This window comes from Aliivibrio fischeri, from assembly GCA_038993745.2.
GTDB classification, from domain to species: domain Bacteria; phylum Pseudomonadota; class Gammaproteobacteria; order Enterobacterales; family Vibrionaceae; genus Aliivibrio; species Aliivibrio fischeri_B.
On the sequence record CP160630.1, the window covers coordinates 1085134 to 1099620 of the forward strand.

Below are 14487 nucleotides of genomic sequence, written 5' to 3' on the forward strand. Positions count from 1 at the left end.
CTTTTTTGTTGACTTTCTTGGCCCCTACTCTGTAATAAACCCTAAAGATACTTCATTCATAAACATCAAAAATAAACAAATAATGATATAAACAAACAAAAAACGTCGAGTTTTTTCCAATTTTACCACATGATGCTCGCCCATTATTATTGAGGTGAGTCATTTATGAGTTTAGTCAGTATGCCGTTTGTTGGTTCTGGACAAGATTTAGGGTTACACATTGCAGCAAGCGTCGTTATGATAGGAAGCATAGTCGCTCTTGGTTATGGTTTTTGGAAACTTCATGAATTACCAATTAACAAAGCACATAGCAAACAACATCAACAAATTGGTCTAATTACTGCCCTCACATGGATAGGATTTGTTTGGCATTGGGTGTGGGTTTTAGCCGTTATTTGTGCCTTTGTTGATGCAGAAAAAGCCTTAATTAAAGTTCGAGATATTTGGCGACAGCCTCCAACCATTGAATCATCGACACAAGAAGCATCGACGGCTAAACCAACTCAAGAGGAGAATCATCATGCTTGAGGGTTTAGCGGTATGGCTCTATTTATATATCTACTTAGAATGGTAGGTATGCCTTGGAATAAATTTACCCAAGCTTTTGCTTATATTGGTGGCGGATCTTGGTTGCTATTTGTATGGGCAGGGTTACTCAATTATACCCCAATGGATCTTTCTGGTGGTTCTGTTGTTCAATCACCACACATCCAGTTACGTCCTGCAAGCACTCAAATTAAAGGTACAGTAAAAGCCATTCATATCGAGCCAAACCAAGAGGTCAAAAAAGGACAGTTAGTTTATGAACTCGATGATGAGCTTTACCAAATCGCACTAAATAAAGCAGAAGTTGCTTTTGAAGCAAGTGAAGTGGCATTAGCGGTAGCAAAGCAAAATGTAAAACTGGCCAACCAAGCAATTATTGCTTCAGAAAGTGATATTGTGGTCAGTCAAAAACAAATTGAAGCCAAGAGCCAAGATTTAAAATACAAAAAACTGACATTGCAACGTTACGTTGAGCAAAATAGAAAAGTAAAAAATACCATCACACAAAGCGCATTAGATGAACAAGGTACACTCGTTTCTATTGGTGAAATTGAAGTTGCTAGTGCCATTGCTCAACTTGATAAAGCCAAGTTAGCAAACGAAAAAGCTCAGCTTGATTTCGACAATGCAAAGTTAGGTGTTAAAGCAAAAGAAAGTGAATTAGCCAGCGCACAAGAAAGCGTAACACAAGCACAATGGAACTTAGACAATACTAAAGTTTATGCGCCAGCAGATGGTTATGTTACCAACTTTATCTTACGTGAAGGTCAATATGTTGGAACCGTTCCTCGTATGCAAATGTACACCAATGAAAAATATGTGTTAATGCGTGTAAATCATCAAGCAATACGTAACGTAAAAGTTGGACGTCCAGCTGAATTTTCAAGTGCGGTATATCCAGGAAAGATATTTGTAGCCGAAGTTGAAGGTATCATTGAGGCAACAGGTGAAGCACAAGCAAACCTACTCGGTCGAGAAACCAATGTTCGTCAAACTACGGGGCTAAACGTCAATAACAAACACCATTTTGTACGTTTAAAACTCCAAGAAGACCAAGGATATGATATTCCTGTTGGATCCGTTGGCTTAGCTTGGGTATCCGGTGAAAAACCAATTGGGTTCATGGCCTTTTTAGATGTAATTCGTGGCATCATCATTCGTATGAAATCACAAATTTACTTCTTCTATTCACTATAAATACTTTCGTTTTGCCCTTCTGCTCAACTCTCTCGAGCGGAGGGGCTTTTTTATAACCCCATCCATTCCATAAATGGTTTTTTCTTACTCAATTTGTCAATAATTTGCTGTCTTACTTTTCTATGCTGTGGGTCATTAATGTAACGCTTGTGATATATAAACTTATACTTAGCATTATCTAATTTTACAGGACACGGATAAATCGCTAAATTCAGTTGTTTTTCCCACCGCTTTGCAAATGATTGAGAAACTAAACCTAAAGAATCCCCCTGCGAGACAAACATAAGCACACTTGATAATGAAGATACGGTTAATGCAATATTCCTTTCTTCAACAGGTTCTTGCGCTATTTGTTCAAATCCATTCATTCCCTGCCATAAAGCAGAATAAATCACATGTGATTCTCTGTAATAATCCGCTTTTGTCAGTTCTCCTTGAATCGAGGATGATTTTTTGCACACACAACAACTAAAGGTTCAACATAAGCATCTTCAATAACAAAAGCAGAATCTTTCATTGTCGCAACGTCTAAAACTAAATCAACTTTTTGTTCTCTCAAGTGTTCAAACAACATTGATTGACTTCGTGGAGATTCTGCAAAATTAATTTGTTCTAAACCAACCAATGAATGAAGAATAATTTCAGCACAATACACCGATAGCGTATTTTTATCATTAACCGCGTCATTAATCGTATCTAATGCGAATTGAAACTTAGTTGCTAATGCATGAGCCTTTGACGTTGCTTCTATTCCTCGACCTTTCTTAATAAATAATTGCTTACCTATCTCAGATTCAAGACGTTTAATTGCAGCACTCACCGCAGGTTGAGTCAGCACCAATAATTCAGATGCTTTTGTATACGATTGGCAACGATATACCGCCATAAACGTACGAACTAGATTTAAATCCATAACTCACTGATACTCACTTAGGGTTAGAAAACAGTCAAAACTGACCTGATTCATAAATTAAATTTTGGTAATGGCATAAGTTCACCTTATTTATCACCACTCTACCACTGGTATATTTATTGCGCACTTACTCAATAGCAGTAATGTGCGTTGACTCATTAAAGATAAATAAAAAGAGCAAATAATGAAAAAAACACTTTTATTGATTTCGCTTCCTCTATTTTCATTATCATGCATTGCAGAAGAAACAACACAAGACATGTCTGACCCTCTGGCGGTTTACACTCAAGCAGGTTTTGGCATAACAGATAAAGGCATAAACCTAAAAGTAGGTCAAACTTACGATACGGGTAATGCCGATACTGCTGCAATGAACATAATTGAACTTAAAGGGATTGGCGGAGAGCTGCTGAACCTACGCAACCTTGATGATTACCCTTCTGTCGATGATTCTATCGATTCGTTTCGTTTTCGTAATTTTAGCGCAAACATGAAGAACGGAAGTGGTCATCAAATAGATATGTCTTATGACGTAGAGACTGAAACCCTCTCAAGCTCATACAGTATTATCCAAGCACTGCCCAAGATGGGAATATTCAGTTTTTTCCTCTTGCTGGGGCAGGCGTCACAATCCAAAACGATCAAACAGGAGCTAATGGATACAGTATTCCAGGTACTTTTGCTTTAGTTGGTATGTATGCGAAAGCTCAATTAACCGACAAGGTTTGGATCAACTACAACCCTATGTATATGTCTGCCCTTTCCGGATCAGATAACTACAAAGAAAGTGCTTATGGCAATGGAAACAGCGACATTTTAACTCATGAATTCGCTATTTCTTATCAAATAAATCCGAGATCTAATATTCGATATTTTGCTAATTGGAATGAATATAACGACATCTCCAAAGGCGATCACCGCATCGAATATAACTACCAATTTTAATAGCAATAACCGCTTTTAATTAAACGTACTCTACATTTTATGGAGCTTTTATGAACGTGAAAAAACTCAACACCAAAAAGTTTGCACTCAATGCGTGCACGCTTGCTCTTGGTGCCGCCTCTGCTGTAGCTCATGCTGCAGATAAACCAAACATTGTAGTTATCTTTGGTGACGATGTAGGCTACTGGAATATCAGTGCTTACAACCAAGATATGCTTGGTTATTCAACACCAAATATCGACAGTATCGCAAAAGATGGTATTAAGTTTACTAACTTTTATGCGCAACAAAGTTCAACTGCTGGACGTTCAGCCTTTATTACAGGTCAAATGCCAAAACGTACAGGCCTATCAAAAGTTGGGATGCCTGGCGCTCCTGAAGGCATCAGTGAAAAAGATCCAACAATAGCAACAATGCTAAAAGATCTTGGTTATGCCACAGGCCAATTTGGTAAAAACCATCTAGGTGACCGAGACGAAATGCTTCCAACAAATCATGGTTTTGATGAGTTCTTCGGTAATTTATATCACTTAAATGCAGAAGAAGAACCAGAAAATGTCGATTATCCTAAAGATCCTGAATTCCGTAAGCAATATGGTCCTCGCGGAGTTATAAAATCTTCTGCCGATGGCAAGATTGAAGATACTGGTCCATTAACTAAAAAACGTATGGAAACCATCGATGACGAAGTATTGGGCGTTGCTTCAACCTTCATTGAAAAACAAGTAAAAGCTGACAAGCCATTCTTTACTTGGATTAACACCACTCGCATGCATAACAACACGCACATTGATGGTAAAGCTCGTGGCAAAACAGGGCTAGGTGATTATGCCGATGGCATGGTTCAACACGATGAACAAGTAGGTCAAATCCTAAAACAAATAAAAGATCTTGGTATTGAAGATAACACTATCGTTGTTTACACCACAGACAACGGCCCAATGATCGCAACATGGCCAGATGCAGCAATGACTCCTTTCCGTAGTGAAAAAAATACGGGTTGGGAAGGCGGCTTCCGTGTCCCTGCAATGGTTAAATGGCCAAATCATATCCCTAAAGGAAAAAATATTAACGGCATGATGTCATTAGAAGACTGGATGCCTACGTTACTTGCAGCTGCAGGCAATGACCACGTTAAAAAAGATCTGTTAAAAGGCAAACGTGTACAAGGTAAAAACTATAACGTTCACCTAGATGGTTATAACCAATTACCAATGCTTACAGGTAAAACTGAAGAAAGTGCTCGTAAAGAGTTTGCTTATTGGAGTGATGATGGTGACTTACTTGCTATCCGTTACGAGCGTTGGAAATTCCATTTCATGATCCAAGAACATGAAACCGGTCTAGATGTGTGGAGATACCCATTCACCAAGCTTCGTGTACCGCTGATTTTTGACTTAAAAGTTGATCCACTAGAGCGTGGTGATGGTGGTATGGGCTACGACAAATGGATGTATGACCGTTCGTACGTACTTGCATTAGCGAAGCGCGAAGCAGCCAAAATCTACAAATCTTTTGAAAAATTCCCGCCTCGTATGAAAGCCGGTAGTTTTGTACCAAAAGAAGATTAATCCACTCTAATTAACAATTCATAGTGGCTCCAAATAGAGCCACTATTTTAAAAATAAGTGATCTTATGCCACACAACTCAGTCAAACATTCAACACGTTTAGATGTTATCCCACTAAAAACTGCAGAAAAGCACCCCAACTCCCAACGTCGTTTTCATGTTATGTCTAAACCTGGCGGTTCAAAATGTAATCTTGATTGCCAATATTGTTTTATCTTCACAAAGACGAATTACTCCATCAACCAAAGCAACCAATGATGGATGACACTACGTTAGAAGCCTTTATTAAAAGCTATATTGAGAGTCAAGATGGTCATGAAATTGTCTTTTCTTGGCAGGGAGGAGAACCCACTCTACTGGGTTTAGACTACTTCAAAAAAATCGTTCAGTTACAAAATAAATACCGTCCAAGCGGAGTGAAAATCGAAAACGATTTGCAAACTAACGGTATTTTACTAAATGACGAATGGTGCCAATTTTTAAAAGACAATGGATTTCTTGTTGGCCTATCAATTGATGGCCCTAAAGAATTACATGATAAGTACCGTGTAACTCGAAGCGGAAAACCGACTTTTAACCTGGTTATGGCAGCCGCAAAACGCTTACAAGAACACCATGTACCTTTTAATGCCCTTGTTGTGGTAAACCGCCACAACGCTAAACATCCACTAGATGTTTATCGATTCTTAACGAAAGAGCTCGGTGCAACCTATATCCAGTTTACCCTTGCGTTGAGGCAAAGGACTTTACCACCACAGCTCCTCAATTTTGGAATGAAACCATGATACCAAACAAAGGGAGTGAATTGGCAAAACCGGGACACCCCATGTCTATTGTTACTGATTGGTCGGTTGACCCTGATGATTGGGGGAACTTCTTAAATACAGTATTTGTTGAATGGGTAAATAACGACTTAGGGCGTGTATTGGTGAACCTATTTGAAACAGCAGTAGCTCAAGTGATGGGGAAAGAATCTCAATTATGTGTGACTGCTGAGTTCTGCGGCAAAGGTCTAGCAATGGAACACAATGGTGATGTATTCAGCTGTGATCACTACGTCTATCCAGAATATAAACTCGGAAATATTCACGACCGGGGTTTAAACGAATTTGCTTTTTCTATTCGCCAACATGGTTTCGGAATGGCAAAACGAGACAGCCTTCCCTCTTACTGTAAATCATGCCCACATTTAAAATTATGTTGGGGAGAATGCCCTAAAAATAGATTAATTAATACTCCAAATGGTGAACCAGGATTGAATTACCTCTGCAGTGGTATTCGTGCCTTTTTTGATGAAAGCCTTCCCATGCTTACAGGGTTATCTGTATTGCTACAGCGACAAGAAAACACACAAAAATAACAATACATTTATATTATTTTGGAGTCTTTATGCACAACCCTCAAACTGCCGTCACTGAATTATTCGAGCACGTAAATCGTTCAGTTATCGGTCAACCTCATGTGGTTAAATCCCTAATAATCGGATTATTAACCAATGGTCACGTTTTACTTGAAGGGCTACCAGGTACCGCAAAAACACGCTCTATTAAAACACTAGCTGAAGCGTTGGATGTCTCTTTTGGCCGTATTCAATTTACTCCAGACCTACTTCCTTCTGATGTAACAGGAACAGAAGTATACCAAGATATTAATGGCAGACCTCAGCTTCATTTTCAAGCGGGTCCTATTTTCAACAGCATTGTATTAGCAGATGAAATAAACCGTGCTCCTGCAAAAGTACAAGCCGCACTTCTCGAAGCAATGGCTGAGGGCACAATTACCATTAGTGATAATACTCATGACTTACCAGAACTGTTTATGGTATTAGCCACTCAAAACCCAGTGGAGCAAGAAGGTACTTATCCTCTTCCTGAAGCGCAAATGGATCGCTTCATGATGAAAGTGAATGTTGATTACCCTGACGATGCTGCAGAAAAAGAAATTATTCGCTTAGTTCGTAATGAAGAAGAACAAACAAACGAGAATAAACAAAGCAAAAAAAATGTTCATATCGACCCTAATGCCATTTTAATGGGACGAAAAGAACTCGCTACTGTTCATGTTTCCGACATTGCAGAAAACTATATTGTTGCTTTGGTTATGGCTACTCGTCATCCAGAACGCTACCCCCATACACAACTAGCAAAATGGATAGAAGTAGGCTCCAGTCCTAGAGCCTCTATCGCATTAGATAAGTGTGCTCGTGCTCATGCTTGGGTAGAAAATAGAATGCATGTTCTTCCCGATGACATTCGCGCAGTGGCCCATTCTGTATTAGGGCATCGTATCAGCCTAAGTTACGACGCATTAGCCGATGGCATAACGTCAAAGGAAGTCGTACAAGTATTATTAAATAGTGTAGTTATTGGGTGATTTTGTATGACGCACGTATCTACCCCAAAAACAGATAAAAAAACATTAGATCCTAGGATCCATTGTGACTACGCTCGTCTTGTAAAATTGAAAACCAATATCGATGGATTCTCACTTTTTCCATATTTAAAAACAAGCCGACAATTATCAGGTCGTCATCTTTCTAAGTATCGCGGAAGAGGATTAAATTTCGAAGAATTACGCCATTACCACCTTGGCGATGATATTCGTAATTTAGACTGGAAAGTTACACTTAGAACAGGAAAACCACACGTTAGATCTTACACCGAAGAAAAAGATCATAATGTCATTTTATGTGTCGACCAACGTTCGAACTTGTTTTTTTCTTCCGTTGACACCATGAAATCTGTTGTAGCTGCTGAATTAGCAAGTTTATGCGCATGGCGTGTAATCAAAGAAAGTGACCGTGTTGGTTTTTTCTTAATAACAAATGAAAATACTGAATGGATGCCACCAAAACGCAGCCAAAACGATATATTGCACTATCTAAAAAAAATTACGACGGCAAATCAATCATTACAAGTAAAGACTAAAGAAAAGCATTCGATTTCATTCTCGGACTCCCTTCATTCTCTTAATCGTCGTAATTTAAAAACAGCGTCATCATTATATTCAGCGATTGGATAAATATATCAAAAGAAGACGTTTCATTATTAAAGCACCTACAAAAATATAATGACGTATTAAGTATATTAATCAGCGATCCAATGGATTTTTCTCTCACTACAACCCCTTCATCAAAATGGGTACTCAGTAATGGCACACATCAAATCAATTTAGAAAAACGAAAAGACATTATCAAAGCTAATTGTCACCTCGAAAAAACATACCAAAACCGTTGTGAAGCATTACGTCAATTAATGGCAATAAAGCGCTTACCTTTCATGGAGGTTTCGACCGCAGGGAATCATATATCTCAATTCACGCATTTACTGAGAGCGAAATAGTCATGACCCATACACCACCAACAACTTATGTTTTAAAAGGGCTGTCTGATGTCCAAGTTCCAACCTCTATCTCTTGGTTTCCTCAAACTATCGGTTGGAAAATTCTATTTGTTGCCTTTACCGCATTTTCATTATTTGTAATTTACAACGCATTTAAAAAATATAAACAAAACCGCTATCGTCGCCTTGCTATAAAAGACCTTGCTTTAATAAATTGTAATTCCCCATATAAAGCGACTTGCGAACTTTTCCACATAATGAAACGTGTTGCCGTTTATTTAGAACCATCAAATGCGTCGAAATCAGGAAAAGAACTGCTTCAGTTTTTTCTAGAAACCAAAAGCGTAGATTGCGTTCATTTCCATAAAAAACTAAGCGAGCAGGCATTCCTACAAATGTGGTTACCTGAAACCAGGTTTACGCTTATTCCTGAGCAAGTTGAAGTACTACTACACCAATTCAGATACTGGTTACTTCATCACTCACTTGAGAGCTATCACAAAAAAGAGCAGAAGGTGAATACACATGATTAACCTTTCTTGGTCTAGTATCGAATTTATTCATCCTATGTGGTTATGGCTACTCCCTCTACCTTTACTGGTCACTCGAATTGCCCCTTCTTATCGAACCCAGCAATCGGCGATAAAAGTACCCTTTTTTCATATTATGGCTGAAGCATTGAATATCTCGGTATCTGATGGGGCAAGTCGTTTAACACCAGCTAAATGGCAACGGATTTTACTTTATCTCTCTTGGGGCATGATCTTAATCGCGTTAACAAAGCCAACGTTATTAGGTCCACCACAAACTCGTGAGCAATTTGGCCGTGATGTAATGGTTGTTGTAGATTTATCTGGTTCTATGGCCGAAAAAGATTTCACCTCAACTAATGGCGTAAAAATCAGTCGATTAGATGCGGTCAAAAAAGTATTGAACGATTTTGTTAAAACACGTAAAGGCGATCGCCTTGGTCTCATCTTATTTGGTGATGCTGCTTTTGTGCAAACACCATTTACAGCAGATCACAAGGTATGGCTCGATTTACTCAATCAGACTCACGTAGAAATGGCAGGAAAAAGTACGCACCTTGGTGATGCTATTGGCCTAACAATAAAGCGCTTTGAAGACAGTAATAACTCACAACCTCTCAGCACAACCTCCCGTGAGAAAGTCGCAATTATCCTCACTGATGGCAATGATACTGACAGTTACGTACCCCCAATGGATGCTGCAAAAGTAGCGAAAGTTAAAGGTGTACGTATACATATGATTGCCATTGGTGACCCACAAACAGTAGGAGAACAAGCCCTTGATATGGATACTATTAATACTATTGCTGATGCATCTGGCGGTCAGGCATTTCAAGCGTTAAATCAAGATGAATTAATCAATGCTTACGCTGAAATTAGTAAATTAGAACCTCAACTTTATCAAAGTACTACCTATCGAACAAAACAAAGTATTCATCAATATCCAGTAATGCTTATGTTGCTAATCCATTTGTGCTTCTTTGGGTTTATGTCATGTAAATACGTATGGAGAAAAACGGTTAAATCCAAAGGGGAATATCATGTTTGATTCATTAAGCACTCAATGGCCTTTACTAAAACAGATAGTTTCTCACTTTCATTTTATTCGACCTTTGTGGTTATCATTATTGATACCATTCACTAGCGTCATATATATAAAATGGCGCCAAGAGACGAAAAACAGCGATAAAAACCAACTTCCTAAACACTTGCAAAGTGTATTATTGATAGAAGAGAGCAGCTGGAAAAAGCAGTTGCCATTGAAACTATTATTTATCGTTATTTTCCTTAGTATTTTGATTTGTGCTGGCCCTACTTGGCAAAAACAAGCCTCTCCTTTTGGAGAAGATAAAGCCCCTTTGCTCATCGTATTAGACACCAGTAATTCTATGCTTGAGAAAGACGTATTACCCAATCGGCTCATTCGTGCAAAACAGAAAATACAAGATTTAATTGCATTACGAGATGGCGGCAAAACAGGGCTTATTGTTTACTCAGGCACCGCCCATATTGCTATGCCATTAACACAAGACTCTGCCGTTTTTAGCCCCTACCTTGCGGCTATTGAACCTGAAATTATGCCCGTTGAAGGTAAATCAGCATACAAAACATTACCACTGATCAAACAGCAATTTTCAGCGTTATCCCAAACTACTCCATCCTTAGGTGGAACCGTTATTTTAATCACTGATGGGGTTACAACACTAGATAACCGAGCATTTAAAGACTATTTCACTCATTCTACAAATCAGTTATTAATTCTTGCCGTTGGTGACAACAACAAAGCCAGTAATTTTACTATTAACATGGACTCATTAAATAAACTGAGCCAATTAAGTCATGGACACATTACTCAAATAACCATAGATAATAACGATGTCATTTGGCTAAATAACCAAATTGAACGCCATATGCAACTCAGCAATGATTCAGTTATGCCTTGGGAAGATATTGGCTATTACCTCCTGGTTCCTGTGATGTTGTTATTATTATTATGGTTTAGACGAGGTTGGTTAGTTCAATGGTGTATAACATTAGTATTAATAGGTAGTCTCGGATTTTATTCACCCGAAAGCATGGCTGAAATGGTTCAATCTACAGTCGCACAAAATGAATTAAGCACAAATAACAAGCAAACCTTATGGGATAAAACCACCCAATGGTGGATGAACCTATGGTTAACACCAGATCAACAAGGACAATGGTATTTTGAGCGCAATGAGTACGATAAAGCAGCACAACATTATCAAGACCCTTTACATAAAGGTGTTGCATTTTATTATGCGGCACAATATCAGCAAGCCTACACGGCTTTCATGGCAGGGATCCCTGACTTACAAAGTGCACTAGAAGAAAAACAGTCTGTAAACACTCCAAATGAATTATTAGAGCATCAAACAAATATTGATGTTTTATTATTTAATACTGCAACAACTCTTGCTAGACAGCGAGAGTATCTTGCCGCTCGTGACCTATTTCAAGCGATTGTAAAACGCTCTCCATGCAATAAAGCAGCCCAACATAACCTAGCTCTAATACAAAATATTATTGATGAAATAAATCGCTTAAGTGAAAGCCAAGCAAATACTGGAGAAGTTGAGCAATCACAAGACCTCCCTGAAAATGAACCTCAAACCGCCGATGGTGCCAATGAGCAAGTCCTTGAATCTCAAATAATCAAACAGACTCTTTCAGCTGAGCAAATTTTAGCGGATGAAAAAGTTGCAGAAAAATGGTTACGCCGTGTTGAAGCTGATCCTAAATACTTTCTACAGAACAAATTTCATATGCAAACGCTTTCTGATAAAGGAAATAAATAATGCGTCAAATACCTTTCTTCCTTTTGTTATTACTTAGCACTGTCTGCTTTTCTATTTATGCTAAAGAAGCAGCCCCGACGCTACAAGACCTTGCTGACAATAATGACATAACAATCACAAGTTGGCTAAATTCAAATAAAAACAAAGCCATAACTGTAGCAATTAACCAACCTGTTATTTTAACTATTGATATTGCAACACCTCGGTGGTTCACCGATGGAACTGTCATTGAGCACATATCTATTCCAAATATCATTGCTCAACAGCGTAATTTGCAAGCCACCAATTATAGCCTAATGAATGGAGAGCAAACATGGTCACACCAGCGTTGGGAGATCCCACTATTTCCACAAAAATCAGGACAATTCACCATCCCATCAATTAGTGTAAAAGTGACCGTTTCAGTAGAAACAGGAAAGAGTGTTACTGGTATTTTATCTACTCAGCCACACCGTTTTTCTGCACAACGTCCAACAAGTCAGATGACGAATCCTGATGAATGGATAGTTGCCCCTAGCGCTTCACTCACCCAAGAGTGGCAATATTCTTCTTCTAATAAAAGTAAAATAAATAAATCAAAAGACGATAAAGCATTTCAATTAAAAGTCGGAGATGCAATAACACGAACCACAACTTTAGCCGTTTCTGATTCTCTCGCTATGTTGCTTCCAGCAATAATCCCCAATAAACAAATGGACTCACTTCAACGTTATGTTGTTCCAGTCCAACTTACAGATCTTAATAACAGAGGTAACTTCACTTCAATCAAAAAAGAATCTGAAACTTATATCTTACAAAAAGGTGGAAAAATCACCTTACCTCAAATTTCCATTCCGTTTTGGAATACCACCACACAACAACCAGAAACATTATTCTTAGAAGGGAAAACCTTTATCGTTAAACATACATTAATATCATGGCTAACGACCTACTGGTATTACATCGCATTAACCTTAATTAGTTGCATCACTCTTGGTTTATTAATAAAGAGAACCAGACTCTATTATCGCACACACCCTTACCCTGATTTCTATTTATTGTGTCAATCAATCTACACCCGCACATGGCCACACATTCGACTTCATATTTATAGAAAATACGTTCAGAAAACAGAGCAATTAGAGCTGAAAAAGTACAAAACTAATAATAAAAAAGAATGGGATATTCAAAGTGAAAAACTACAAACCTCTGAAATATCGAAATTTAAAGTGCTATGGCTATGGTTCAAAATTAAGAAATAATTTAGAGAAAATCAGACTTAAATTCCGATTTTACAGTAAAGATATTAAGCAAAAAAATTAAATAAAAATATTTATCAACGAAATATAAAAGCAAAAAAAACGTTGTTAAATCACCGTGTGCTATCTCTCATGACCTAAATTTCGACCTTATTTATAACATTAATAATAGTAAGGTTTAAATGTAACTACATGTGTATTTTAATTAAAATTGAGAAAAACTCATGAAAAAAATAATAGCCAATTCTCTGATTATTGGCCTACTTAGTACCCTACTTCTAAGCGGCTGCAATAAAGAAGAAACCAAACAAGCAGTAACACCTTCACTACCTAAAGTGAAATCATTAACTCTAAATCCACAACCAATTACCCCCCATTTAGAGTTTATAGGAAGAACATCATCAGTCAGTAGTGTGGAAATCATTCCACGTGTTGGTGGTGAGTTAAAAGCAATTCATTTTAAAGACGGAGACTTTGTAAAAAAAGGAGATTTACTCTACGAAATAGATCCTAGAATTTTCCATGCGGCGGTCAACTCAGCCGAAGCTTCATTAGAAAAAGCACGTGCTACATTAAAGATGACAACAAGTAACGCAGAGCGTGCAAAACAGCTAATCAAAGATAAAAGTATCAGTGTTCAGCAATATGACACTGCCATTGCTAATTACGAATCTGCAAAAGCTGATATATCAGAAAAACAAGCGACATTAAAATCCGCTCAACTCGATTTGGAATTCTCACGTATCTATGCCCCTTTCTCCGGTCGATTAGGATTTTCTCGCTACAAAGTAGGAGAGCAAATTACAGCACTTCTTCCACCAAGTTCAACAATGAAGAATAGCTTAGTTTCTCTAACAAAAGTGAATGTTATCAACTTTGACTTTAACGTAGATGAGAAGGTATATCGTCGCATTCGCAGTGCTATTGATGTCGTCAGAAATGAAAATAAAAAACTTAATTTAGATATTCGCTTAACGTTATCTGATGGTTCTGAATACGCAAAAAATGGCAAGATCGCAGCCGTTGGTAACAAGATAGACCCATCAACAGGATCAATTCATGTCCGTGCAATTTTTGATAACACCGATTATTCATTAATGCCCGGTGAATTTGGGAAAATTAAAATCGGCTTAAAAGAGCGTACTGTTAATGGCCTATTAATACCAAAATCATCTATCCAGCAAGATCAAGCTGGTAACTATGTCATGCAGCTGACTAAAAAAAATATAGTTAAACAACAGTATGTGATCCTAGGGCAAGCTTATGGAACGAATAAAGCCGTAATTTCAGGGTTAAATAGTGGTGACCGTATTGTGACGGAAGGCTTACAAAAAATCCGTCCCGGAATACAAGTTGAAGAAATCACACCCGAAAAATAATGCACAATT

General features: G+C 38.0%; 8 protein-coding genes and 5 pseudogenes. 12 read left to right on the top strand and 1 reads right to left on the bottom strand.

What is annotated here, in order from left to right:
• Window positions 1-165 precede the first annotated feature (165 nt).
• Together AAFX60_019210 and AAFX60_019215 are read left to right on the top strand one after the other, a co-directional pair.
• Window positions 166-528: an MFS transporter gene (locus AAFX60_019210; protein ID XDF79288.1), complete on the top strand. Its 363-nt coding sequence runs from the start codon at window positions 166-168 to the stop codon at window positions 526-528.
• Window positions 521-1743: pseudogene (locus tag AAFX60_019215) on the top strand (biotin/lipoyl-binding protein). The gene AAFX60_019210 and the pseudogene AAFX60_019215 overlap by 8 nt, the downstream one beginning before the upstream one ends.
• 50 nt (window positions 1744-1793) lie before the next feature.
• Here AAFX60_019215 and AAFX60_019220 read toward each other — a convergent pair.
• Window positions 1794-2656: pseudogene (locus AAFX60_019220) on the bottom strand (LysR family transcriptional regulator).
• A 184-nt stretch (window positions 2657-2840) separates the two neighbouring features.
• On the opposite strand from AAFX60_019220, the pseudogene AAFX60_019225 reads away from it, so the two are divergent.
• From AAFX60_019225 to AAFX60_019270, 10 genes and pseudogenes are all read left to right on the top strand, one after another.
• Window positions 2841-3601: pseudogene (locus tag AAFX60_019225) on the top strand (hypothetical protein).
• Window positions 3602-3651: 50 nt separating this feature from the next.
• On the top strand, window positions 3652-5172 hold the full coding sequence (locus AAFX60_019230) for an arylsulfatase (protein XDF79289.1): 1521 nt from the start codon (window positions 3652-3654) through the stop codon (window positions 5170-5172).
• 65 nt (window positions 5173-5237) lie between these two features.
• Window positions 5238-6531, top strand: a pseudogene (locus AAFX60_019235) (anaerobic sulfatase maturase).
• 29 nt (window positions 6532-6560) lie between these two features.
• Window positions 6561-7544 (top strand): MoxR family ATPase, encoded by a 984-nt coding sequence (locus AAFX60_019240; GenBank protein XDF79290.1) that lies wholly within the window; start codon window positions 6561-6563, stop codon window positions 7542-7544.
• A gap of 6 nt (window positions 7545-7550) precedes the next feature.
• A pseudogene (locus AAFX60_019245) lies at window positions 7551-8512 on the top strand (DUF58 domain-containing protein).
• A gap of 2 nt (window positions 8513-8514) precedes the next feature.
• The gene (locus AAFX60_019250; protein ID XDF79291.1) at window positions 8515-9045 is read left to right on the top strand and encodes a DUF4381 domain-containing protein; all 531 of its coding nucleotides are present in this window, start codon (window positions 8515-8517) and stop codon (window positions 9043-9045) included.
• A complete protein-coding gene (locus AAFX60_019255; protein ID XDF79292.1) occupies window positions 9038-10090 on the top strand; it encodes a VWA domain-containing protein in 1053 nt (350 codons plus the stop codon). Before AAFX60_019250 ends, AAFX60_019255 begins: the two co-directional genes overlap by 8 nt.
• Window positions 10083-11861, top strand: coding sequence for a VWA domain-containing protein (locus AAFX60_019260; GenBank protein XDF79293.1), 1779 nt, complete (start codon window positions 10083-10085; stop codon window positions 11859-11861). Before AAFX60_019255 ends, AAFX60_019260 begins: the two co-directional genes overlap by 8 nt.
• Entirely contained in the window at window positions 11861-13102 is a 1242-nt protein-coding gene (locus AAFX60_019265) for a BatD family protein (GenBank protein XDF79294.1), read from the top strand. The genes AAFX60_019260 and AAFX60_019265 overlap by 1 nt, the downstream gene beginning before the upstream one ends.
• 221 nt (window positions 13103-13323) lie before the next feature.
• On the top strand, window positions 13324-14478 hold the full coding sequence (locus AAFX60_019270; GenBank protein ID XDF79295.1) for an efflux RND transporter periplasmic adaptor subunit: 1155 nt from the start codon (window positions 13324-13326) through the stop codon (window positions 14476-14478).
• Window positions 14479-14487 lie beyond the last annotated feature (9 nt).

Bases quoted from the DNA above. Each gene is read 5' to 3' on its own strand.
- AAFX60_019240 (XDF79290.1), top strand. From the start codon at position 6,561: ATGCACAACCCTCAAACTGCCGTCACTGAATTATTCGAGCACGTAAAT.
- AAFX60_019230 (XDF79289.1), top strand. From the start codon at position 3,652: ATGAACGTGAAAAAACTCAACACCAAAAAGTTTGCACTCAATGCGTGC.
- AAFX60_019260 (XDF79293.1), top strand. From the start codon at position 10,083: ATGTTTGATTCATTAAGCACTCAATGGCCTTTACTAAAACAGATAGTT.
- AAFX60_019250 (XDF79291.1), top strand. From the start codon at position 8,515: ATGACCCATACACCACCAACAACTTATGTTTTAAAAGGGCTGTCTGAT.
- AAFX60_019265 (XDF79294.1), top strand. From the start codon at position 11,861: ATGCGTCAAATACCTTTCTTCCTTTTGTTATTACTTAGCACTGTCTGC.
- AAFX60_019255 (XDF79292.1), top strand. From the start codon at position 9,038: ATGATTAACCTTTCTTGGTCTAGTATCGAATTTATTCATCCTATGTGG.
- AAFX60_019270 (XDF79295.1), top strand. From the start codon at position 13,324: ATGAAAAAAATAATAGCCAATTCTCTGATTATTGGCCTACTTAGTACC.
- AAFX60_019210 (XDF79288.1), top strand. From the start codon at position 166: ATGAGTTTAGTCAGTATGCCGTTTGTTGGTTCTGGACAAGATTTAGGG.